This is a genomic window from Proteus sp. HMSC14B05, from assembly GCF_001808035.1.
GTDB lineage: Bacteria > Pseudomonadota > Gammaproteobacteria > Enterobacterales > Enterobacteriaceae > Proteus > Proteus mirabilis.
In genome coordinates this window covers 47,200-71,546 of sequence record NZ_KV791989.1, presented here as the reverse complement: position 1 = coordinate 71,546, position 24,347 = coordinate 47,200, and the positions used below count along the sequence as shown (strand labels likewise).

At 42.5% G+C, this 24,347-nt stretch carries 21 protein-coding genes and 2 tRNA genes; 20 read left to right on the top strand and 3 right to left on the bottom strand.

Annotated features, from left to right (window positions below; genetic code table 11):
• Nucleotides 1-28: 28 nt before the first annotated feature.
• The gene (ispB, locus tag HMPREF3129_RS10460) at nt 29-1,000 is read right to left on the bottom strand and encodes an octaprenyl diphosphate synthase (RefSeq protein WP_004246252.1); all 972 of its coding nucleotides are present in this window, start codon (nt 998-1,000) and stop codon (nt 29-31) included.
• A 262-nt stretch (nt 1,001-1,262) separates the two neighbouring features.
• Here ispB and rplU point away from each other — a divergent pair, with 262 nt between their 5' ends.
• The 3 genes from rplU to cgtA all read left to right on the top strand — a co-directional run bounded on the left by rplU (nt 1,263) and on the right by cgtA (nt 3,149).
• Entirely contained in the window at nt 1,263-1,571 is a 309-nt protein-coding gene (gene rplU, locus HMPREF3129_RS10455; protein ID WP_004246251.1) for a 50S ribosomal protein L21, read from the top strand.
• Nucleotides 1,572-1,590: 19 nt separating this feature from the next.
• Nucleotides 1,591-1,848: a 50S ribosomal protein L27 gene (gene rpmA / locus HMPREF3129_RS10450; protein WP_004246250.1), complete on the top strand. Its 258-nt coding sequence runs from the start codon at nt 1,591-1,593 to the stop codon at nt 1,846-1,848.
• Nucleotides 1,849-1,979: 131 nt separating this feature from the next.
• Complete coding sequence (gene cgtA, locus HMPREF3129_RS10445; protein ID WP_036919624.1) at nt 1,980-3,149, top strand: Obg family GTPase CgtA; 1,170 nt, start codon at nt 1,980-1,982, stop codon at nt 3,147-3,149.
• Nucleotides 3,150-3,259: 110 nt separating this feature from the next.
• Here the strand turns inward: cgtA and dacB are convergent, their stop codons facing one another.
• Nucleotides 3,260-4,702: a serine-type D-Ala-D-Ala carboxypeptidase gene (gene dacB, locus HMPREF3129_RS10440; protein ID WP_004249607.1), complete on the bottom strand. Its 1,443-nt coding sequence runs from the start codon at nt 4,700-4,702 to the stop codon at nt 3,260-3,262.
• A 413-nt stretch (nt 4,703-5,115) separates the two neighbouring features.
• Between dacB and greA the strand changes: the two genes are divergently transcribed.
• Complete coding sequence (gene greA, locus HMPREF3129_RS10435; protein WP_004249606.1) at nt 5,116-5,592, top strand: transcription elongation factor GreA; 477 nt, start codon at nt 5,116-5,118, stop codon at nt 5,590-5,592.
• A gap of 121 nt (nt 5,593-5,713) precedes the next feature.
• Here greA and yhbY read toward each other — a convergent pair whose 3' ends face one another.
• Complete coding sequence (gene yhbY / locus HMPREF3129_RS10430) at nt 5,714-6,007, bottom strand: ribosome assembly RNA-binding protein YhbY (RefSeq protein ID WP_012368729.1); 294 nt, start codon at nt 6,005-6,007, stop codon at nt 5,714-5,716.
• Between the two features lie 145 nt (nt 6,008-6,152).
• Between yhbY and rlmE the strand changes: the two genes are divergently transcribed.
• The 16 genes from rlmE to HMPREF3129_RS10350 all read left to right on the top strand — a co-directional run bounded on the left by rlmE (nt 6,153) and on the right by HMPREF3129_RS10350 (nt 24,246).
• The gene (gene rlmE / locus HMPREF3129_RS10425) at nt 6,153-6,782 is read left to right on the top strand and encodes a 23S rRNA (uridine(2552)-2'-O)-methyltransferase RlmE (protein ID WP_004246244.1); all 630 of its coding nucleotides are present in this window, start codon (nt 6,153-6,155) and stop codon (nt 6,780-6,782) included.
• A gap of 47 nt (nt 6,783-6,829) precedes the next feature.
• Entirely contained in the window at nt 6,830-8,779 is a 1,950-nt protein-coding gene (ftsH, locus tag HMPREF3129_RS10420; protein WP_004253013.1) for an ATP-dependent zinc metalloprotease FtsH, read from the top strand.
• Between the two features lie 81 nt (nt 8,780-8,860).
• Nucleotides 8,861-9,703 carry a dihydropteroate synthase gene (gene folP / locus HMPREF3129_RS10415; RefSeq protein WP_036919627.1) on the top strand — a complete coding sequence of 281 codons (843 nt, stop codon included), beginning with the start codon at nt 8,861-8,863 and terminating at the stop codon, nt 9,701-9,703.
• Nucleotides 9,700-11,037, top strand: a complete 1,338-nt coding sequence (gene glmM / locus HMPREF3129_RS10410; protein WP_004246241.1) for a phosphoglucosamine mutase — start codon at nt 9,700-9,702, stop codon at nt 11,035-11,037. Before folP ends, glmM begins: the two co-directional genes overlap by 4 nt.
• A 166-nt stretch (nt 11,038-11,203) precedes the next feature.
• A complete protein-coding gene (gene secG, locus HMPREF3129_RS10405; RefSeq protein WP_004246240.1) occupies nt 11,204-11,548 on the top strand; it encodes a preprotein translocase subunit SecG in 345 nt (114 codons plus the stop codon).
• 64 nt (nt 11,549-11,612) lie between these two features.
• A tRNA-Leu gene (locus HMPREF3129_RS10400) sits at nt 11,613-11,702 on the top strand.
• A gap of 60 nt (nt 11,703-11,762) precedes the next feature.
• Nucleotides 11,763-11,839 (top strand) — tRNA-Met (locus HMPREF3129_RS10395).
• Nucleotides 11,840-12,038: 199 nt separating this feature from the next.
• A complete protein-coding gene (gene rimP / locus HMPREF3129_RS10390; RefSeq protein ID WP_004253010.1) occupies nt 12,039-12,491 on the top strand; it encodes a ribosome maturation factor RimP in 453 nt (150 codons plus the stop codon).
• A 20-nt stretch (nt 12,492-12,511) separates the two neighbouring features.
• On the top strand, nt 12,512-14,020 hold the full coding sequence (gene nusA / locus HMPREF3129_RS10385) for a transcription termination factor NusA (RefSeq protein ID WP_070487027.1): 1,509 nt from the start codon (nt 12,512-12,514) through the stop codon (nt 14,018-14,020).
• Between the two features lie 22 nt (nt 14,021-14,042).
• Nucleotides 14,043-16,793, top strand: a complete 2,751-nt coding sequence (gene infB / locus HMPREF3129_RS10380) for a translation initiation factor IF-2 (RefSeq protein WP_004246237.1) — start codon at nt 14,043-14,045, stop codon at nt 16,791-16,793.
• Between the two features lie 307 nt (nt 16,794-17,100).
• Nucleotides 17,101-17,502 (top strand): 30S ribosome-binding factor RbfA, encoded by a 402-nt coding sequence (rbfA, locus tag HMPREF3129_RS10375; RefSeq protein ID WP_004246236.1) that lies wholly within the window; start codon nt 17,101-17,103, stop codon nt 17,500-17,502.
• Entirely contained in the window at nt 17,502-18,458 is a 957-nt protein-coding gene (gene truB / locus HMPREF3129_RS10370) for a tRNA pseudouridine(55) synthase TruB (protein WP_070487025.1), read from the top strand. The genes rbfA and truB overlap by 1 nt, the downstream gene beginning before the upstream one ends.
• Nucleotides 18,459-18,580: 122 nt before the next feature.
• Nucleotides 18,581-18,850 carry a 30S ribosomal protein S15 gene (rpsO, locus tag HMPREF3129_RS10365; RefSeq protein ID WP_004253005.1) on the top strand — a complete coding sequence of 90 codons (270 nt, stop codon included), beginning with the start codon at nt 18,581-18,583 and terminating at the stop codon, nt 18,848-18,850.
• Nucleotides 18,851-19,119: 269 nt separating this feature from the next.
• On the top strand, nt 19,120-21,249 hold the full coding sequence (gene pnp / locus HMPREF3129_RS10360; protein WP_004246234.1) for a polyribonucleotide nucleotidyltransferase: 2,130 nt from the start codon (nt 19,120-19,122) through the stop codon (nt 21,247-21,249).
• 114 nt (nt 21,250-21,363) lie between these two features.
• Nucleotides 21,364-22,251 carry a lipoprotein NlpI gene (gene nlpI / locus HMPREF3129_RS10355; RefSeq protein ID WP_004249600.1) on the top strand — a complete coding sequence of 296 codons (888 nt, stop codon included), beginning with the start codon at nt 21,364-21,366 and terminating at the stop codon, nt 22,249-22,251.
• 171 nt (nt 22,252-22,422) lie between these two features.
• On the top strand, nt 22,423-24,246 hold the full coding sequence (locus HMPREF3129_RS10350) for a DEAD/DEAH family ATP-dependent RNA helicase (protein WP_036919633.1): 1,824 nt from the start codon (nt 22,423-22,425) through the stop codon (nt 24,244-24,246).
• The last annotated feature ends 101 nt before the right edge of the window (nt 24,247-24,347 follow it).

The following is a 24,347-nucleotide window of genomic DNA, read 5'->3' as shown; positions in this document are numbered from 1 at the left end:
CATACTTTATGGGGTTTAGGTATGAAAATTACGATTGTCGTTGCACAGCAACGTGCGCAAGGCCAATTAATGCATCTTTGTAAGATGAATCAGGAATAATCGCTAACGCCTCAATGGCTTTATCGGCTTCTTCTTCCGCTTTTTGGCGGGTATATTCCAGTGAGCCACACTGTTTCATCGTTTTTAACACAGTGTCGAGTAAATGACGGCCGTTACCTTTTTCAATGGCTTGACGAATGAGTTGTGATTCTGTTTCGTTACCATGGTGCATGGCATGAAGTAAAGGCAAAGTAGGTTTACCTTCATCCAGATCGTCACCGGTATTTTTACCTAATTGGGTATTATCTGCATCATAATCCAGTAAATCGTCAATCAGCTGGAATGCGGTACCAAGATAACGACCATAATCTTGGAAAGCTTTCTCTTGCTCTGGAGTGGCTCCGCAGAGGATGGCTGACGCATGAGAGGCAGCTTCAAATAAACGGGCGGTTTTACTGTAGATAACTTGCATATAGTCATCTTCAGTAATGTCAGGATCGTTACAATTCATTAATTGTAATACTTCACCTTCAGCGATCACATTGGTTGCGCTAGACATCAGCTTTAGCACGCGCATGGAATCAAGATCCGTCATCATCTGAAAAGATCGTGTATAAATAAAGTCACCTACCAGCACGCTTGCAGCATTACCAAACACAGCATTAGCTGTTTGTTTGCCTCTACGCATATCGGATTCATCAACAACATCGTCGTGCAATAATGTTGCGGTATGAATAAATTCAATTAAAGCGGCGACAGAGATATGTTTGTCCCCTTGATAATCCAAAGCTCGGCCGGTCAGAACAGCGATCATTGGGCGGATCCTTTTACCACCACCGCTAATGATGTAGTAACCAAGCTGGTTTATCAAAGAAACATCTGAATTAAGCTGGTAAAGAATTGCGTCATTTACCGCAGCCATATCAGCGGATGTGAGTTTTATAATAGATTCTAAATTCATGTTTTTCGACTTTGGCTCGCCAATGAGCGCGTTATAATTAATAAAAAATGATCATGCCATAGATTTTACTCTCTTATAATTTAGATTGTACTTTAAAAATGGCTGAAATAAATATTGTGTAAAAAACTCTTTTTTTTGCTGGTTGTTTGCGATCTATACTTGTCATCGCGACTAAATTTGCGTAGAATTCGCGCCCTATGTGAATATTTTAATTGTGCACTCAAATTATACATATTGGGAGTGTGCGGAAAGCGGAGTTTATATGTACGCGGTTTTCCAAAGTGGTGGTAAACAACACCGAGTCAGCGAAGGTCAAACAATTCGCTTAGAAAAGCTTGAAGTAGCAACTGGCGAAACTATTGAGTTTGACACCGTCATGATGGTCGCTGATGGCGACAACATTCAAATTGGCGCTCCAATCCTTGAGGGCGTTAAAGTTAAAGCGGAAGTGGTTGCTCACGGTCGCGGCGAGAAAGTTAAAATTGTTAAGTTCCGTCGTCGTAAACACAGCCGTAAACAACAGGGCCACCGTCAGTGGTTTACTGATGTTAAAATCACTGGTATCGCTTAAGGTTTAGGAGAGCAGATTAATGGCACACAAAAAGGCTGGCGGCTCGACTCGTAACGGTCGCGATTCCGAAGCAAAACGTCTAGGTGTAAAACGTTTCGGTGGTGAAGCTGTATTAGCAGGTAGCATCATCGTTCGTCAACGTGGTACTAAGTTCCATGCAGGTACTAACGTTGGTTGTGGTCGTGACCACACCCTGTTTGCGTTAGCTGACGGAAAAGTTAAATTCGAAGTTAAAGGTCCAAACAATCGTAAATTTATCAGCATCGAAGCTGAATAATTACCGGTCCTTTAAACACCGAGTTAAAAGCCCTGCACAGTCTGTTGCGGGGCTTTTTATATTTAAAAAAGGCCATCTCTGGGTAATTTCGGCCATCCAGCACGTTAATGGCTATCATACGGAGTAAAATCATGAAATTTGTTGATGAGGCCAAGATCCTAATCGTCGCTGGCGACGGTGGTAACGGCTGTGTAAGCTTTCGTCGAGAAAAATATATCCCGAAAGGGGGACCAGACGGTGGTGATGGCGGTGATGGTGGTGATGTCTACATGGTTGCAGACGAAAACCTCAACACCCTTATCGATTACCGTTTTACTAAATCTTACCGCGCTGAGCGTGGTGAAAATGGCCAAAGCCGTGATTGTACGGGAAAACGTGGTCAAGATATTACTATTAATGTCCCTGTGGGGACGCGTGCCCGTGATCTTGCTACAGGTGAGATCATTGCTGACTTAACGGTACATGGTCAAAAACAAATGGTCGCTAAAGGTGGCTTCCATGGTTTAGGGAATACGCGTTTTAAATCATCAGTCAATCGTGCACCACGTCAACGCACAATGGGTACACCAGGTGAATCACGTGAAGTACTGTTAGAGCTGATGCTACTTGCGGATGTAGGTATGTTAGGTATGCCGAATGCCGGTAAATCTACCTTTATTCGAGCCGTCTCGGCAGCCAAACCAAAAGTGGCAGATTATCCATTTACTACACTAGTACCTAGCTTAGGTGTTGTGCGTATGGACAGCCATCAAAGCTTTGTCGTTGCGGATATACCGGGGCTGATCGAAGGGGCTGCTGATGGCGCGGGTCTTGGGATCCAGTTCCTGAAACATTTAGAACGTTGCCGTGTATTATTGCATTTGATCGACATCGATCCTATTGATGGTTCTGATCCCGTTGAAAATGCCAAAATCATTATTTCTGAATTAGAAAAATACAGCGATAAACTGGCACAAAAACCACGTTGGTTAGTTTTCAATAAAGTGGATCTGCTTGATGCCGATGAAGCAAAACAGAAAGCGCAAGCGATAGTTGAAGCGTTGGGTTGGGAAGGTGATTATTATATGATTGCTGCTATCAACCAAGAAGGGGTGAAAAAACTTTGTTGGGATATTATGGAATTCCTGAAAGTAACCCCACGTGAGCAAGATATTGCTACCGCTTTAGCCACTGAAGAAAAAGTTGATTTTATGTGGGATGACTACCATAAAGAACAACTTGAAAATCCTGACTTTGAAGACGATGACGAAGATTGGGATGAAGAAGATGATGATGGTGTAGAGTTTATCTACCAACGCTAATCTCTCTTTTTATCGGTATTGTTGTCTCGGTATCGTATAGACATACAGATAGCGAGACATAAAAAACGCCTGAATTTTCAGGCGTTTTTACTTTCTAACAAATAATAGTGCTATCTATTGTTATAGATATCTTTATATAAATTCGTTTCAAAACGAACCAAATAGGCGCGTCCAGCATTGCGATTTTGTGTAGGGGGAGAGTAGGCAGAAATAAATTGTACAAATGCCACTTTCTGTCCATTGGCTGTGGTCATAAAGCCAGCTAGATTATACACTCCCTTGAGTGAACCTGTTTTAGCGGAAACTTTACCGTTGACGCCCGCTTCAGTAAAACCACCACGATATTGCAATGTACCATCATGACCGGCAAGAGGAAGCATACTGATAAAATTTAACTCACTATCATGTTGTCCGACATATTGTAATACTTGCATCATGGTTGCGGGGGCTATCAGGTTATGGCGGGAAAGCCCAGATCCATCCACCATAATTGTATTAGCTAAATCAATGCCCGCTTTTTGTTTTAAAATAGCACGAGTGGCATCCGCCCCTGAACGCCAAGTGCCAGCTACACCATAATATTCACGACCAATAGTTCTAAATACGGCATCTGCAATCATATTGTCAGACTCTTTTAACATCGTCGTCAATAAAGTGTGTAACGGTTTAGATTGTGTTTGTGCTAAAACAGTAACAGGGGCTTTAGGTTGGGAGCGGCGTTTGACATAACCGTCCAGCTCAATATCTGCACGTTGTAACTCTTCTTTTAGCAATATACCTGCCCAGTGCGCACCATCTTGAATGGAAAACATCAGCGGCATGGCTTCTTCACGTTTAGGAATGCAGCCTGTTATCACATAAGTATTTAAATCTCTCACCGTGACGTCTAATTCGCAAAAGCGGGTTCGTGTTGAGCCTTTTTCATAGGTTTCAACTTCGCTTAAAACCGTGACAGGATAAAAAGACGCTTTACGTATGGTGGCGATATCACCTTCTTTTTGACCACTTTGCAGTAAGACGGAAAAACAATTTTTATCTACAATAGCGGCACTTGGTGGGGCACTAAAGCATTGGGTCATATCATTCCAAACCCATCCCGGCGCTTTGTCATGGCTGGAGAAAGCAGAGGTATCAATTAATAAATTTCCCGTTATTTTTGTGACGCCGGATTGTTTTAATACGGCAACCATTGCTCGTAATTGCTGGCGAGTTAGCGTAGGATCACCACTAAAACGGAAAATTAAATCACCCTCTAGTTGATTGTTTTTTATCTTACCTTCCGTTTCCATTGTGGTGGTAAATTGATAATCGCCCCCTAATTGCAATAGGGCGGCTAAAGCTGTGACCACTTTTTGTGTGCTGGCTGGCAAAGATAATTGATTATCATTATAAGTTAGGTTAGGGGAGGATGCGCCAACAGTTTGGGTGATTAAACCGACTTGAGTGCCATCAGGCAAAAGTTCTATATATTTTTCAACAGGAATGGCGAGGGTTGAAAAGCTTAACAGACTCAAGGTATAAAATATTCCGCGGAATATAGGTAATAAGCGCATAATTTCTCTATCCGTAACTATAAGCTTAACGCTATAGTGTTGATTGCCAGAGGCTAATACTAAAGGGCAATGAGGGCAAAAGTAAACGGTAACACGTGTGATTATCTGATTATCAGAAAATATTACTTATCCTGTTTTTAAAACGAGAATAAGACGTGAAGCCATTGGCCTCTTGTGTTAGATTTAGTTTAGCTTTAGATAAGGGAGGTTTTTACTACTTCCCAACCAAAAGGGTAGAAAGTTACAATTATTTTCTATTCATCGAATATATAAAGGGACAGGCCCTCATTAAGGCTGCCTGTGTCTTTTTTTGTCTTGAGAAGAGTAAAGTAGAACCTTTTCTCTGTGTTGTTAGTATAAAAAATCAGGATGATACCTATTTTTTATTAGGAATAGTATTGAGGTATTAACACATGAATCAGATCCCTATGACAGTTCTCGGAGCAGAAAAATTACGCGAAGAACTGGAATATCTAAAAACTGTTCGTCGCCCAGAAATTACCGCGGCCATTGCTGAGGCACGGGAACATGGCGACTTAAAAGAAAACGCGGAATATCACGCAGCTCGTGAACAACAGGGTTTCTGTGAAGGCCGCATTCAAGAAATTGAAGCAAAATTATCAAATGCGCAAGTCATTGATATCACTAAAATGACAAATAATGGACGTATTATTTTTGGTGCCACGGTGACGTTACTCAATGTGGATACTGAAGAAGAGCAAAAATACCGCATTGTTGGTGATGATGAAGCAAACATTAAAGAAAACTTAATTTCAGTCAACTCACCGATTGCCCGTGGATTGATTGGTAAAGAGTTAGATGATGTGGTGGTCATTAACACCCCAGGCGGCCAAGTAGAGTATGAAGTTTTAAACGTAGAATATATTTAATTTGTAATTTTACGTTTCTATAGAAAACTAGAATGCTATCCTGTGGTAATATTAAAAAGGCCTGAAAAGGCCTTTTTTGCCATAGAGTTAGTTATGGCATTTTTATATAAAGGTATAAGTTTTATTTCGGTAAAATAATTTTACGCGCTTCAGAAGGGCGATAAAGAACAACCATTTTTCCGATAACTTGTACATTCTGTGCACCGCTTTCACGCACAATCGCTGCCACGATCAAGTTTTTAACATCTCGATCTTCGCCTGCGATTTTGACTTTGATAAGCTCATGATGTGCCAGAGCGATTTCAATTTCTGCAAGAACGCCTTCAGTCAACCCGTTGTTACCGATCATAACGACAGGATTGAGATGATGAGCGAGCCCTTTCAGGTGTTGAATTTGTTTTTTGTTAAGAGTCATCATTAATTTTTGCTTAGTTGGGATTGAAAACGGTCTATTCTAACGCCATCTCTCATTTATCACCATAAAATGTCGTCAAGATGCGGTAAAATGAGTGAAGTAGTAAAATTTTTGATTGCTAAGTGTATGATAGTTGGAAAACGCAATGGCCAATAAAAAACGTTCGGCAAGCTCTAGCCGCTGGTTACAAGAACATTTTAGTGATAAATATGTTCAACAAGCAAAGAAAAAAGGGTTTCGCTCTCGAGCTTGGTTTAAATTGGAAGAAATTCAGCAAAGTGATAACATTTTCAAACCAGGTATGACCGTTGTCGATTTAGGTGCTGCTCCGGGTGGGTGGTCTCAATATGTCGTACAGCAGTTAGGAAATAAAGGTAGGATCATCGCATGTGACCTTTTACCTATGGATCCTATCGTTGGTGTCGATTTCCTTCAAGGCGATTTTCGTGATGAACTTGTATTGAAGGCATTGCTTGATAGAGTAGGTGATAATAAAGTCCAGGTTGTCATGTCTGACATGGCTCCAAACATGAGCGGAACACCCGCGGTCGATATTCCTCGATCCATGTATTTAGTAGAGTTAGCGCTTGATATGTGTCGTGATGTGCTGGCTCCCGGGGGAAGTTTTATTGTCAAAGTGTTTCAGGGAGAAGGCTTTGATGAGTACCTGGGGCAAATACGCTCCCTGTTTACGAAAGTGAAAGTTCGTAAACCAGACGCTTCGCGGTCTCGTTCTCGTGAGGTATATATTGTAGCCACAGGGCGTAAACTTTAGTACCCTAAAGCTATTTGTTAACACAGTTGTAATATGAGGTTAATCCCTTGAGTGACATGGCGAAAAACCTGATCCTCTGGTTAGTCATTGCAGTCGTATTGATGTCATTATTCCAGAGCTTCGGACCCAGCGATTCGAATAGTCGTAAGGTGGATTACTCTACCTTTATCAATGAGTTAACTAATAACCAGTTACGCGAGGTCAGCATAAGTGGTTATGATATTAATGTAACTAAAACAGATAACTCAAAGTACAGCACGTATATGCCTATGCGTGATGATAACCTGCTGACCACTTTAATGAACCGTAATGTAAAAGTGACCGGTGAACCCATTGAAGGTCAAAGCCTTCTAACACAAATTTTTGTGTCTTGGTTCCCAATGCTTTTACTGATTGGTCTTTGGATCTTCTTTATGCGCCAAATGCAAGGTGGTGGCGGTAAAGGTGCGATGTCTTTTGGTAAGAGTAAGGCTCGCATGTTGACAGAAGACCAAATCAAAACAACCTTTGCTGATGTTGCAGGTTGTGATGAGGCAAAAGAAGAAGTCAGCGAGCTAGTTGAGTATTTACGTGATCCGGGTCGTTTCCAGAAATTAGGTGGTAAAATTCCGAAAGGTATCCTAATGGTTGGTCCTCCGGGTACGGGTAAAACATTATTAGCAAAAGCGATTGCTGGTGAAGCAAAAGTACCTTTCTTTACTATTTCTGGTTCTGACTTCGTTGAAATGTTTGTCGGGGTCGGTGCTTCTCGTGTTCGTGATATGTTTGAACAGGCTAAAAAAGCAGCACCTTGTATCATCTTTATCGATGAAATCGATGCGGTTGGTCGTCAACGTGGTGCCGGTCTTGGCGGTGGTCATGATGAACGTGAACAAACGCTGAACCAGATGCTGGTCGAAATGGATGGTTTTGAAGGCAACGAAGGTATCATCGTGATTGCCGCAACTAACCGCCCTGACGTATTAGACCCTGCATTATTACGTCCAGGTCGTTTTGACCGTCAAGTCGTCGTAGGTTTACCAGATGTTCGTGGTCGTGAGCAAATTCTGAAAGTGCATATGCGCCGAGTGCCATTATCACCAGACGTTGATCCTGCGATCCTTGCTCGTGGTACTCCGGGTTTCTCCGGTGCTGACTTGGCAAACTTGGTTAATGAAGCTGCACTATTTGCCGCACGCGGTAACAAACGTGTTGTTTCAATGGTCGAGTTCGAAAAAGCAAAAGATAAGATCATGATGGGTGCTGAACGCCGTTCAATGGTTATGACCGAAGAACAAAAAGCATCAACGGCTTATCATGAAGCGGGACACGCCATTATTGGTCGTTTAGTGCCTGAACATGATCCGGTACACAAAGTGACGATTATCCCTCGTGGACGTGCATTAGGTGTGACTTTCTTCTTACCTGAAGGTGACCAAATCAGTGCCAGCCGTCAAAAACTGGAAAGCCAAATTTCAACACTTTATGGTGGCCGTTTAGCGGAAGAGATCATTTATGGGCCTGAACATGTTTCGACAGGGGCTTCTAATGATATCAAAGTGGCAACCAATATTGCACGTAACATGGTGACACAGTGGGGCTTCTCTGAAAAATTAGGGCCATTACTGTATGCTGATGAAGACGGTGAGGTGTTCTTAGGTCGTTCAGTTGCTAAAGCGCAACATATGTCAGATGAAACGGCACGTACTATCGACGAAGAAATTAAAGCTATCATCGATCGTAACTATACCCGTGCTCGTCAAATCCTGATGGACAACCTAGATATTCTGCACTCAATGAAAGATGCATTAATGACTTATGAAACCATTGATGCACCTCAAATTGATGACTTAATGAATCGTCGTGAAGTTCGTCCACCGGCAGGTTGGGAAGGCAATAATGGCAATAGTGGTGCAACTACCGCTACAGCACAGCCGACACAAACACATGTGACGAATGAGCCAAATAATAAGTCAGGATCAGAGAGTGACACACCTTCTGATAACAATACTCATTAATCCTTATCGGGTTTTATATTGAGTAAGCTATAAATACAAACCCCAGGCTTTCTGGGGTTTTTTTATATAGGTATCAACGAAATGAAATTAATTGCCAGAGGAAAAGAGCTTAATTTATCTTCACCCCAAGTGATGGGCATTTTAAATGTGACGCCAGATTCATTTTCTGATGGCGGAACGCATAACTCTCTTAATGATGCTATTAACCACGCCGCTAAACTTATTGCTGAAGGGGCTTCTATCATCGATATCGGTGGTGAATCAACAAGGCCGGGTGCCAGTGATGTTTCTGTCGATGAAGAGTTACATCGTGTTATTCCTGTGGTCGAAGCTATCCAGCAACGTTTTGATGTGTGGATTTCTGTTGATACATCCAAAGCACAAGTGATCACGGAGTCCGCTCAAGCGGGTGCCTCTATTATCAATGATATACGTTCACTTACCGAACCTGGAGCACTTCAGGCGGCTGCAAAAACGGGGTTACCTGTTTGTATTATGCATATGCAAGGTTTACCTAAAACAATGCAACATTCGCCGCAGTATAAGAATGTGATGATAGAAGTTGATGCTTTTCTGGCAGAGAATATTCAACGTTGTATTGATGCTGGTATCGAGAAAAATCAAATTATTCTTGATCCAGGCTTCGGCTTTGGTAAAAATTTAGCGCATAATTATCAATTATTAGCACATCTAAGTGATTTTCATCACTTTGGTTTACCGATACTCGCCGGAATGTCACGTAAATCAATGGTAGGACAGTTACTCAATGTTCCGCCACAAGAGCGTGTTGCTGGTAGTGTTGCTTGCGCAGTTATTGCTGCAATGCAAGGGGCACAAATTATTCGTGTACACGATGTTAAAGAGACTGTAGATGCGATGAAAGTCGTGCAGGCGACTCTTTCTGCAAAGGAAAATAATGAATGAGCGAACGTAAATACTTTGGAACAGACGGTATCCGTGGAAAAGTAGGTGACAGCCCTATTACACCTGATTTTGTATTAAAGCTAGGCTGGGCTGCAGGTAAAGTACTTGCACGTCACGGCTCACGTAAAATCATTATCGGTAAAGATACTCGTATTTCTGGTTATATGTTGGAATCGGCTCTAGAAGCAGGCCTTGCTGCTGCGGGATTATCCGCTTCATTTACAGGCCCGATGCCAACCCCCGCGGTCGCTTATTTAACCCGTACTTTCAGAGCAGAAGCTGGCATAGTGATTTCTGCTTCTCATAATCCCTATTATGATAATGGCATCAAATTCTTCTCCATTGATGGTACAAAACTACCTGATGAAGTAGAAGAAGCCATTGAAGCGGAAATGGAAAAACCGATCACTTGTGTAGAGTCCGCAGAATTAGGGCGTGCGAATCGCATTGTTGATGCCGCAGGCCGTTATATTGAATTTTGTAAAGGTACGTTCCCTAACGAAAATAATTTAAATGGGTTAAAAGTTGTTGTGGATTGTGCCCATGGAGCAACTTACCATATTGCGCCTAATGTTTTTCGTGAACTCGGGGCTGAGGTTATCACTATTGGTTGTGAGCCTACGGGCATCAATATCAATGACGAATGTGGTGCAACAGATGTACGTATGTTGCAAAAACGCGTGTTAGAAGAGGGTGCCGACGTTGGTTTAGCCTTTGATGGTGATGGTGACCGTATTATTATGGTTGATCATAAAGGCCTAAAAGTAGATGGTGACCAAATTCTCTATATCATTGCGCGAGAAGCATTGCGTCAAGGTCAACTACGTGGTGGTGCCGTCGGTACACTAATGAGTAATATGGGGTTAGAGATTGCCTTAAAACAGCTTGGTATTCCTTTTGTGAGAGCGAAAGTGGGTGACCGCTATGTGCTTGAGAAATTGCAAGAAAAAGGCTGGCGTTTAGGGGCGGAAAACTCGGGTCATATTATTTTACTTGATAAGACAACAACGGGTGATGGTATTGTTGCTGGTCTGCAAGTATTAAGCGCAATGGTTCGTAACCATATGAGCTTGCATGATCTATGCAGTGGCATGAAATTATTACCACAAATTTTGGTGAATGTTCGTTTTACGGGAAATCACGATCCTCTACAATCCACAGAAGTTCAGCAAGTCGCAAAAGAAGTCGAGGCGGAGCTTGGTGGTAAGGGACGCGTTTTATTACGTAAATCAGGAACAGAACCATTAATTCGAGTGATGGTTGAAGGCGAAAATGAAGAGCAAGTCACAGCGATGGCGAATCGTATTGCTGATGCAGTAAAACATGTTGGCTAATTGCTGTTTTTTTCTTCAATTAATCACTTTATAGTAAAATAACCTTGCTTGTCAGTTCAGGTTTGGTTAGTATTCACACCCGCTTAGTAAGGTCGTTGAACTAAAGCGGGTGAAGCAATCGAAGGTTATCGCATAGGCGATAAGTTCCATAGAATAGGTAACGCAAATGTATACAGCACTCATTGTTATTCTTATCATTGCAGCAACAGGGCTGGTTGGTCTGATCCTGTTACAGCAGGGTAAAGGTGCTGATATGGGCGCTTCTTTTGGTGCAGGTGCTTCCGGTACAGTATTTGGTTCAAGCGGTTCAGCAAATTTCATGACCCGTATGACCGCTGTTTTAGCAACAGTGTTTATTGTACTTTGCCTTATTTTAGGTAATTTAAGTGCCAATAAAACTGTTCGTGAAGACAGTAAGTGGATGTCTATCGAGCAGACTGCAGAAGAAGCGAAAAAAGCTGAGCAATTAGCAGCGCCTGTAGCACCAGCAAACACAGATATTCCGCAGTAAACTAAGTAATAGTTAAAAATGAGATTGTTTGGGGTTTTGGTTAAATAAACAGTCTCATTAAAGTGCCGAGGTGGTGAAATTGGTATACACGCTACCTTGAGGTGGTAGTGCCTACAAAACGGGCGTACGGGTTCAAGTCCCGTTCTCGGCACCATTATTCCAGATAGCTTGCGTTTTGCTTGTTATCAGCGTAAAATTTGCCACGTTTTTCGAACGCGGGGTGGAGCAGCTTGGTAGCTCGTCGGGCTCATAACCCGAAGGTCGTTGGTTCAAATCCAGCCCCCGCAACCACTTCTAACAATACAGCACTTTTCTCATTAATCATCTTGTAAACCGATTATGATCCTGAGTGGAATGTGCCGTAGAAGAGGTTATCTCGATTGGCAAGTTACAGGGTCCAGTTGCATAAAGCCCCGAATTTCGGGGTTTTTTGTTATCAGAGAATAGAATACTGGGCTATAAGCCCTTTTTTTATGCCTTGGGGGTGGGTTTGTCCACATTAGAGCAAAAATTAACAGCGATGGTTTCAGCACCAGTAGAAGCATTAGGCTTTGAATTTGTTGGTCTTGAGTTTATTCGTGGTCGAGTATCAACATTGCGTATCTATATTGATAGTGAAGAAGGTATCACTGTTGATGATTGTGCTGATGTTAGCCACCAGGTCAGTGCTGTGCTGGATGTTGAAGATCCAATTCAAACATTTTATAACCTTGAGATCTCATCTCCTGGTTTAGAAAGACCTTTATTCACTACAACGCATTATGAGCAATTTATCGGCGAAGAAGTCGCCGTTGTATTACGAATTGCGATGCAAAACCGCCGTAAATGGCAGGGCATTATTAAGTCTGTCGCTGGCGAAATGATCACGGTTACTGTGGATGGTAAAGACGAAGTGTTCGCACTGAGCAACATCCAGAAAGCTAACCTGGTACCCCACTTTTAAGTTTTGAAGAGGCAACTAGGATGAACAAAGAGATTCTGGCTGTTGTGGAAGCGGTCTCTAACGAAAAATCTCTTCCTCGTGAGAAGATTTTCGAAGCACTGGAAACTGCATTAGCGACAGCGACTAAGAAAAAATATGAGCAAGAGATTGATGTACGAGTTTGCATTGATCGTAAAACGGGGGATTTTGATACTTTCCGTCGTTGGCTTGTGGTTGAAGAAGTTACTCAGCCTACTCGTGAAATCACACTTGAAGCGGCTAAATACGAAGAGCCTGAAATTGAACTCGGCGGCTTCATTGAAGACCAAATTGAGTCTGTTACTTTCGACCGTATTACCACCCAGACCGCAAAACAAGTGATCGTACAAAAAGTACGTGAAGCGGAAAGAGCGATGGTTGTTGAACAATTCCGCGAACAATTAGGCGAAATTATCACGGGCGTTGTGAAAAAAGTAAACCGCGATAACATCACCCTAGATTTAGGAAATAACGCAGAAGCCGTTATCTTACGTGAAGATATGCTACCGCGTGAAAATTTCCGCCCAGGTGACCGTGTACGTGGTGTCTTATACGATGTTCGTACAGAAACTCGTGGTGCACAACTTTTCGTAACACGTTCTCGTCCTGAAATGCTGATCGAATTATTCCGCATTGAAGTACCTGAAATTGGCGAAGAGATCATTGAGATTAAAGCTGCAGCACGTGATCCAGGTTCTCGTGCCAAAATCGCTGTAAAAACCAACGATAAACGCATCGACCCTGTGGGTGCTTGTGTTGGTATGCGTGGTGCACGTGTACAAGCCGTTTCCAGTGAACTGGGCGGTGAACGAATTGATATTGTTCTGTGGGATGATAATCCTGCACAATTCGTGATTAATGCAATGGCTCCGGCAGATGTTGCTTCTATTGTTGTCGATGAAGACAAATGTACAATGGACGTCGCTGTTGAAAGCAGTAATCTTGCCCAAGCGATTGGCCGTAATGGTCAAAATGTTCGCTTAGCAGCGCAATTACTGAAAAAACATCGTGGTGATGACAAATGGGAACTGAATGTCATGACTGCAGATGAACTGAATGCTAAGCATCAGGCAGAAGCAAACGCAGCCATTGAAATATTTACTAAGCATCTCGACATTGATGAAGACTTCGCAACTGTTTTAGTTGAAGAAGGTTTCTCTACCCTTGAAGAGTTAGTTTATGTGCCGATTGACGAACTGTTAGCTATCGACGGTCTTGATGAAGAAACAGTTGAAGCATTACGTGAAAGAGCAAAAGCGGCATTAACAACGATTGAACTAGCTCAAAAAGAAAGCCTAGGCGATAACCAGCCAGCTGAGGACTTATTAGCTCTCGAAGGCATGGAACGTTCTTTAGCATTTGATCTAGCTGCCCGTGGTATCTGCACACTGGAAGATCTTGCCGAACAGGGTATCGACGACCTAACTGATATTGACGGTTTAAATAGTGAGCGCGCAGGCGAACTCATTATGGCTGCTCGTAATATCTGCTGGTTTGGGAATGATGCGTAACAACTGAGCAGGAAGGAACAGAATGACAGATGAAACAGTAAAATCACTTGCAGAAGAGATTCAGACACCGGTTGAACGTTTGGTACAGCAGTTTGCTGATGCCGGTATTAAGAAAACCGTCTCTGATTCTGTCTCCCAAAAAGAGAAAGAAACCTTGCTGGCTTGGTTGAACCGTGATAAAGAGTCAACCAGCCAACCAGAAAAATTAACGTTACAGCGCAAAGTGCGTAGTACGTTAAGTGTTCCTGGTACAGGTGGCAAAAATAAATCAGTAGCCATCGAAGTCCGCAAAAAACGCACTTATGTGAACCGTGATGCAGTTGAAAAAGCACAAGCGGCAGAGCAAGCTCAGCGTGAAGCGGAAGAAAAGGCGCGTCGCGAAGCAGAAGAAAAAGCACAGCGCGAAGCACAAGAGAAAGCACAGCGCGAAGCTGAAGAAAAAGCAAAACGTGAAGCTGAAGAAGCCAAGAAAAAGGCTGAAGAAAAGGCAAAACGTGAAGCTGAAGAAGCAAAACGTGAAGCAGCGGAATTAGCTAAGCGCGAAGCAGCGGAAAAAGACAAAGTGAAACAAAACGAGAAACCAAAAGCTGATAAGGCTGATCAGGAAAAAGCACGTCGCATAGCCGAACAGGCTGAACTGAAACGTAAAACAGAAGAAGCTCAGCGTCGTAAAGCTGAAGAAGAAGCTCGCATTGCAGCAGAAAAAGCGCGTCGCTTAGCGGAAGAAAATGCTGAAAAATGGACTTCAGATACGTCATCTGAAACAGAAGGTACTGACTATCATGTGACGACATCTCGCTATGCGCGTGATGCAGAAGATGAAAGTGATGCTGAGGTTGAAGGTGGCCGTGGCCGTGGTCGTGCAGCAAAAGCCCCTCGTCCAAAGAAAAATAACCGTCACTCTGAAAAAGCAGATCGTGAAGAAGCTCGCGCTGCTGGCCGTTCTAACAAGAAAGGCAAAGGACGTAAAAACAGCACATTACAGCAAGGCTTCAATAAGCCAGCAGCTGCTGTAAACCGCGATGTTGTCATTGGTGAGACTATTTCAGTTGCTGATTTAGCAAACAAAATGGCAGTGAAAGGTTCTGAAGTCATTAAAACAATGATGAAAATGGGTGCAATGGCAACCATCAATCAAGTTTTAGACCAAGAAACGGCACAACTGGTTGCGGAAGAAATGGGTCACAAAGTTATCTTACGTCGTGAAAACGAGTTAGAAGAACAAGTGATGAACGACCGTGATACTAGCGATGAAATGGCTGTATCTCGTGCGCCTGTTGTGACTATTATGGGTCACGTTGACCATGGTAAAACCTCTTTACTCGACTACATTCGTTCAACGAAAGTGGCTTCAGGTGAAGCAGGTGGTATTACTCAGCATATCGGTGCTTATCACGTTAAAACCGACAAAGGTGAAATTACCTTCCTAGATACTCCAGGTCACGCCGCATTTACTTCAATGCGTGCCCGTGGTGCTCAGGTAACGGATATCGTTGTTCTGGTTGTTGCTGCTGATGATGGTGTGATGCCACAAACTATCGAAGCTATCCAACATGCCAAAGCAGCAAATGTGCCTGTTGTTGTTGCCGTGAACAAAATTGATAAACCAGAAGCTGATCCTGATCGTGTTAAAACTGAGCTGTCTCAATATGGCATTCTGCCAGAAGATTGGGGTGGTGAGACTCAGTTTATCCATGTGTCAGCAAAACAAGGCTTAGGTATTGACGAGTTGCTGGATGCTATCTTATTACAAGCGGAAGTTCTTGAACTGAAAGCAGTAAAAGAGGGTATGGCAAGCGGTGTTGTTATCGAATCTTACCTCGATAAAGGCCGTGGTCCTGTTGCGACTATCCTTGTTCGTGAAGGTACCTTGAATAAAGGTGATATCGTTCTGTGTGGCTTTGAATACGGTCGTATTCGTGCAATGCGTAACGAATTAGGTAAAGAAGTACAATCTGCCGGCCCATCAATGCCTGTTGAGATTTTAGGTCTGTCTAATGTACCTTCTGCGGGTGATGAAGCAACCGTTGTTCGTGATGAGAAAAAAGCGCGTGAAGTTGCCTTATATCGTCAAGGTAAATTCCGTGAAGTGAAACTGGCTCGTCAACAGAAATCTAAACTGGAAAACATGTTTGCTAACATGGAAGAAGGTAAAGTTTCTGAACTGAACATCGTACTGAAAACGGATGTTCAAGGAACTTGTGAAGCCATCACTGATGCATTAGTTAAACTTTCTACAGATGAAGTTAAACTGAAAATTATCGGTTCTGGCGTGGGTGGTATCACTGAAACAGATGCGACTTTAGCGGCTGCTTCTGATGCTATCATTCTTGGTTTCAACGTTCGTGCTGATGCTTCTGCACGTCGTATTATCGAACAAGAAAGTGTTGATTTACGTTACTACTCCGTTATCTATAGCTTGATTGATGAAATTAAATCAGCAATGAGCGGTATGTTAGAGCCTGAATACAAACAAGAAATCATGGGTCTTGCTGAGGTTCGTGATGTATTTAAATCACCTAAATTCGGCGCTATCGCGGGTTGTATGGTGGTTGAAGGTAATATCAAACGTAACAATCCTATTCGCGTATTACGTGATAACGTGGTTATTTACGAAGGTGAGCTTGAATCACTGCGTCGCTTTAAAGATGATGTCAACGAAGTCCGTAATGGTATGGAATGTGGTATCGGTGTGAAAAACTACAACGATGTCCGTGTTGGCGATATGATTGAAGTGTTCCAAGTTATCGAAATTAAACGTTCTATCGATTAATCGAGTACGTCTGATTTAAAAAGGAAGGGAGCTTAATGGCTCCCTTCTTATTCCTCTCTTTATGCTATTCCCCCTTTATTCTTTTCTGTATTTTTCAATATAAGCGAAATAGATTGGCTTTCAGTAATTTATGTCATTAAAAGAACAAGGTAAGATAACGCTAAAGAGCAGATTTATTGCTAAAGAGAAAAAAAGCGTAAAGCGGTTGTGAAACGTGACTTTATGTATACTCTTTAGATATCATCGATTTTAAAATTGGATCAATAATGACAATAGAGTGATAACGACATTGTCAGGGAGAGATAAAATGGCAAGAGATTTTAGCCGTGCTCAGCGTGTTTCTCAGGAAATGCAAAAAGAAATCGCCATCATTTTACAGCGCGAAGTAAAAGATCCACGTATTGGAATGGCCACCGTATCCGGTGTTGAAATTTCACGTGATCTGGCTTACGCCAAAGTATTTGTCACCTTTTTAAACCTATCAGCAGGTGAAGAAAGCGATGAAGAAATGGTAGAAAATGGCTTAAAAGCCCTTAACGAAGCAGCAGGCTTTATTCGCTCTTTATTAGGTAAAGCGATGCGCTTACGTGTTGTTCCTGAGCTAACATTTGCTTATGACAATTCATTAGTTGAAGGTATGCGTATGTCTAACCTTGTGTCAAATGTTGTCAAAGATGATGAAAAACGCCGTCATAAAGAGGAAGAGTAATGGGGCGTCGTCGTAAAGGGCGTGAGATTAACGGCGTATTATTGCTTGATAAGCCTCAAGATATTTCATCGAATGACGCTTTGCAAAAAGTACGCCGCATGTTTAATGCAAGCAAAGCGGGGCATACCGGCGCTTTAGATCCTTTAGCGACAGGTATGCTTCCTATCTGTTTAGGTGAAGCGACAAAGTTTTCACAGTTTTTATTGGATTCAGATAAACGCTATCGAGTGATTGCCAAATTAGGTGAAAGAACAGATACCTCTGATGCTCATGGACAAGTGATCCAGCAACGACCTGTACAGTTTAACCAGCAAGCGCTCGATGCTGCGTTAGAGAGTTTTCGTGGTGAAACATTGCAAATTCCTTCAATGTATTCAGCCCTTAAGCATCAAGGTAAACCACTTTATGAATATGCAAGACAAGGTATTGAAGTTGAGCGAGAAGCAAGACCCATTACCGTGTATGAATTGCAATTTATTCGCTGGGAAGACGATGAATTAGAACTAGAAATTCATTGTTCTAAAGGTACTTATATTCGCACTATCATTGATGATCTGGGTGAGAAATTAAACTGTGGTGCCCATGTGATTTTCTTACGTCGTTTAGAAGTCGCAGATTATCCGAAAGAGCGTATGGTGACGCTTGAGCAATTGCGTGCAATCATTGATGATGCTCAGCAACAAGATGAGTCACCATTTCCTGCGTTAGATGCCTTATTATTGCCTATGGATACTGCGGTTGCACATTTCCCTGTGGTGCATTTAACCGCCATTATGGCGGGTTACTTAAAACTGGGGCAACCGGTTCGGGTAAATCACACCTTGGATGAAGGGGAATGGGTCAGAGTCACCGAAGGCGATGAGAAAAAATTTATTGGCCTTGCGATCATCAAAGATGGTCTAGTTGCACCGAAAAGATTAGTCGTGGATTATAAGGCACTCAATCACCCTGAATAGCAATTCTTGCGCTAAGTGTGTTTGAAGCGTAGAATAATGCGGCTATCTGTTTAGGTGGCTGAGTTGGATAGCTGAATTAGAGATTGGCTATCTGAAAATTTTACTTTTATTGGAGTTTTATTATGTCTCTAAGTACTGAAGCGAAAGCAAAGATCGTTGCTGAATTCGGTCGTGATGCTAACGATACTGGCTCAAGCGAAGTTCAGATCGCACTGCTGACTGCAGAAATCAACCACCTGCAAGGTCACTTTTCAGAGCACAAAAAAGATCACCACAGCCGTCGTGGTCTGTTGCGTAAAGTTTCCAGCCGTCGTAATCTGCTGGACTACCTGAAACGTAAAGATGTAGCTCGTTATACTGCACTGATTGAACGTTTAGGTCTGCGTCGCTAATCAAGTGAGTTTCAGTGAAAAGGGGCCCGTAGGCCCCTTTTCTACTAGAAAGTGCTATTTTTAAGAAAGTGGTATTTCAAAAATGAGTCGTTATGTTTTAATGTGGTGATGGTTATTTAGTCTCTCTAGTTGCGACAATTCGCGCGGCTAATGAAAGTGTTTAAACGTGGTTAAGTTAAATATTTCCATTAGTCGCGAGGGGACGTAGCGGAGAAAAGATTATTCATCGTCGCTAAATATCATGCGACAATAAGATAAAGGATATTATTTTGCTGAATCCTACAGTTCGTAAATTTCAATACGGTCAACATACCGTTACGTTAGAAACGGGCATGATGGCTCGCCAAGCAACGGCTGCTGTAATGGTTGACATGGACGGCACTGCTGTTTTTGTTACCGTTGTTGCTAAGAAAAAAGTGAAAGAAGGACAAGACTTCTTCCCACTCACCGTTAACTATCAAGAGCGTTCATACGCAGCTGGCCGTATTCCAGGAAGTTTCTTCCGTCGTGAAGGTCGTCCTGGCGAAGGTGAAACTTTAATCGCGCGTCTTATCGACCGCCCTTTACGCCCACTATTCCCAGAAGGGTTCTTAAACGAAATCCAAGTAGTTGCGACTGTGGTTTCTGTTAATCCACAAGTTAACCCAGATATCGTTGCTATGATTGGTGCTTCTGCAGCACTGTCATTATCAGGTGTACCTTTCAATGGTCCTATCGGTGGTGCTCGTGTTGGCTTTATTGATGGTCAATATGTACTGAACCCAACCGTTGATGAACTGAAAATTAGTAAATTAGACTTAGTGGTTGCAGGTACTGCGGGTGCGGTACTGATGGTTGAATCAGAAGCTGATTTATTATCAGAAGAACAAATGTTAGGTGCAGTGGTATTTGGTCATGAACAACAACAAGTTGTGATTGAAAATATCAATGCATTAGTTGCCGAAGTCGGTAAAGAAAAATGGGATTGGGCACCAGAGCCTATTAACCAATCTTTACATGATCGTATTGCTCAATTAGCACAAACTCGTATTGGTGATGCGTATCGTATTACTGAAAAACAAGAGCGTTATGAGCAAATCGATGCTATTCGTGATGAAGTGATCAGCACATTATTAGCAGAAGATGAGTCTTTAGACGAAGGCGAAATCATTGAAATTTTCTCTGGTTTAGAGAAGAAAATTGTTCGTGCTCGTGTATTAGCGGGTGAACCTCGTATCGATGGCCGTGAAAAAGACATGGTACGTGCTTTAGATATTCGTACAGGTTTATTACCACGTACACATGGCTCTGCGCTATTTACTCGTGGCGAAACGCAAGCATTAGTAACAGCTACTTTAGGTACTGCACGTGATGCACAAACCATTGATGACATCATGGGTGAGCATACCGATACCTTCTTACTGCACTACAACTTCCCTCCATATTCTGTCGGTGAAACAGGTATGATGGGTTCGCCAAAACGTCGTGAGATTGGTCATGGTCGTTTAGCAAAACGTGGTGTATTAGCCGTTATGCCAACGATTGAAGAATTCCCATACACAGTACGTGTAGTGTCTGAAATTACAGAATCCAATGGTTCATCTTCAATGGCATCTGTTTGTGGTGCTTCTTTAGCACTGATGGATGCGGGTGTACCAATTAAAGAATCTGTTGCTGGTATTGCAATGGGTCTGGTAAAAGAAGGTGAAAACTTCGTTGTTCTTTCTGATATTTTAGGTGATGAAGACCATTTAGGTGATATGGACTTTAAAGTTGCGGGTAGCCGTAACGGAGTCAGTGCATTACAAATGGATATCAAAATCGAAGGTATCACTCGTGAAATTATGCAAGTTGCATTAAATCAAGCGAAAAGCGCACGTCTGCATATTTTAGGGGTAATGGAAAGTGCAATTAGCCAGCCTCGTGCAGAAATTTCTGAGTTTGCACCACGTATTCACACTATCAAAATCAATGCTGATAAGATCAAAGATGTTATCGGTAAGGGTGGTTCAGTTATCCGTGCATTAACGGAAGAAACGGGTACCACTATCGAAATCGAAGATGATGGTACAGTGAAAATTGCAGCTACTAGTGGCGAACAAGCAAAACAAGCTATCGCTCGTATCGAAGAGATCACGGCAGAAGTCGAAGTTGGCCGTATCTATAACGGTAAAGTAACACGTATCGTTGATTTCGGTGCATTTGTTGCTATCGGCGGTGGTAAAGAAGGTCTGGTGCATATTTCTCAAATCGCAGACAAACGCGTTGAGAAAGTAAGTGATTACCTGACTATGGGTCAAGAAGTTCCAGTGAAAGTACTGGAAATTGACCGCCAAGGCCGTATCCGCTTAAGCATGAAAGAGGCTCAAGCAACCCAGCAGGAAGCAGCTGAAACTTCTTCTGAAGATCCTGCAAATTAATGATATTCTACTACCGATATCTAGACATAGGTATCGGTAGAGACTTATTATGATTGACAAGTAGGACGTCATAAAACGCTTTTTGTTGAAAGAGTCTGACTTTGGGAGTGAGAAATGAAAACATTTCTGCGCGGTTGTTCTATTGCTGTTTTCATCTTTATTTCCGGGTGCAGCACTAGTCCAGAATGGCGTAAGAATGCTATTTTTGCTACTCCACTACAGCCTTCTTTACAACAAGAAGTGATATTGGCTCGTATAGAACAAATTCTGGCGAGCCGTTCATTAACCGAAGATGAATATGCACAGCTTTTATATGAGCGTGGTGTGCTGTATGATAGTCTCGGTTTAAGAGCATTGGCGCGCAATGATTTTTCAATGGCGCTGTCAATGAGACCAGATATGCTAGAAATTTTTAATTTTCTAGGTATCTATTTTACGCAAGCAGCGAATTATGATGCTGCTTATGAAGCGTTTGATTCTGTTTTAGAGCTTGATCCAACTTACAATAATGCGCGTTTTAATCGTGGTATCGCTTTATACTATGGTGGCCGATTGAAATTGGCGCAGGATGATCTGCAGGCGTTTTATCAGGTCGATCCAAATGATCCCATTCGTTCGCTTTGGTTATATCTTGTTGAAAAAGAGATAGACTCTGATTCTGCTAAAAAACAGCTGAAACAGCGATACCTACAGGCGAATAAAACGGGACAATGGGGATGGAATATAGTTGAGTTTTATTTAGGTGACATTAGTGAAAAAACATTAATGGAAAGGCTAAATGAGACGTCAACCGATAACACTTCGCTCGCTGAGCATCTTAGTGAAACTAACTTCTATTTAGGTAAATATTACCTAAGTCTGGGGGACATGGATAGCGCTGAAGCGTTATTCAAGCTGACGGTTGCCAACAACGCACATAACTTTGTTGAGCACCGCTACGCATTGTTGGAATTAGCACTGTTAGGCCAACAAGAAGACCTAGCGGAATCGGACCAGCAATAGCTGACGAACATTTCTTTGATCAGTTTGAAAGCCATCATCTGCATAGGATGAGGGCTTGTTTGTTCGTTTAATAATATAATTTGAGCCAGTTCACATTTTAGATGATAAAGACCGACAAACCATGCGGTATGTTATGTCAACTGGCCGCCATAATGAATGAGGCACAGTGACATGACTACTGAAACCGATATGACTTTTGCTGATCTAGGTTTATCAGCACCTATTTTGACTGCACTGAATGATTTAGGCTACGAGAAGCCTTCTCCAATTCAGCAACAATGTATTCCTTTCCTTTTAGATGGCAATGATGTTCTAGGTATGGCACAAACCGGTAGTGGTAAAACCGCTGCGTTTAGCTTACCGTTATTACACAATCTAGATGAATCATTAAAAGCACCACAAATTTTAGTGTTAGCACCAACCCGTGAACTTGCGGTTCAGGTTGCCGAAGCCATTGAAGATTTTTCTAAACATTTACCAAAAGTGAATGTCGTTGCTCTGTATGGTGGCCAACGCTATGACGTTCAACTACGTGCATTACGCCAAGGGCCACAAGTTGTTGTGGGTACACCGGGTCGTTTATTAGATCACTTAAACCGTGGCACATTAGATTTATCTAAACTAAAAGGTTTAGTATTAGATGAAGCTGATGAAATGTTACGTATGGGCTTTATTGAAGATGTTGAGAATATCTTGAGTAAGATCCCAGCAGAGCACCAGACCGCATTATTCTCTGCGACGATGCCAGAAGCTATCCGTCGTATTACACGTCGCTTTATGAATGATCCAAAAGAAGTACGTATTCAAAGCAGTGTAACTACACGCCCAGATATTAGCCAAAGCTATTGGATGACTTATGGTGCACGTAAAAATGAAGCATTAATCCGTTTCTTAGAAGCAGAAGATTTCGATGCAGCTATTATTTTCGTTCGTACAAAAAATGCGACCTTAGAAGTAGCAGAAACCTTAGAGCGTAATGGCTATAACAGTGCGGCATTGAATGGTGACATGAATCAGTCTCTGCGTGAGCAAACATTAGAGCGTCTGAAAAACGGCCGTTTAGATATCCTTATCGCAACGGATGTTGCTGCGCGTGGTCTGGATGTTGACCGTATCAGCTTGGTTGTCAACTATGATATCCCTATGGATTCAGAGTCTTATGTACACCGTATTGGCCGTACTGGCCGTGCTGGTCGTGCGGGTCGTGCAATTCTATTTGTTGATAATCGTGAGCGCCGTTTACTGCGCAATATCGAGCGCACGATGAAGATGTCTATTCCTGAAGTTGAGTTACCAAACGCAGAGCTGATTAGTCAGCGTCGTCAGGAAAAATTTGCTCAGCAAATCGCTCAACAGTTAGAAACAAGTAACCTTGACCAATATCGTGCATTGTTACCAAAATTAGCGCCACAAGGTGAAGAAGCGTTAGATATGGAAACATTGGCGGCGGTATTACTGAAAATGGCTCAAGGTGAGCGTGCACTTATTCTGCCACCTGATCCAGTACGTCGTCCTCGTCGTGAATTTAACGATCGTGACGATCGCGAACGTTCTCCACGTCGTGAGCGCCGTGATGCGGGTGAAATGGATCTTTATCGTATTGAAGTGGGTCGTGATGATGGGGTTGAGGTTCGTCATATTGTTGGTGCTATTGCCAACGAAGGCGATATCAGTAGCCGTTATATTGGTAATATCAAATTATATGGCTCTCACTCAACCATTGAGTTACCAAAAGGGATGCCAGGCGATTTATTAAGCCACTTCACTCGTACTCGCATTATGAATAAACCATTGAATATGCAGTTAGTGGGTGATGCACAACCTTACCGTGAGCGCCGTAATAGCAGCCGTCGTGATGGTCAGCCACAAGGTGGTCGTCGCTTTAGTAAAGGCGATCAACCACCACGCCGTGGTAATGGCGAGCGTGGTAACTTCCGTGGTCGCGGTAATAACGAAAATGCACCACGTCGCCGTAGTAGTACTCATAATCAATAAGAAACTTAAAGTTTATTCAATTTTAAGCTGAATTGATAAAAACCAGTCCATACAATGGACTGGTTTTTTTATAGTATGCTGAGCATGGTGTTTGGCGCCTT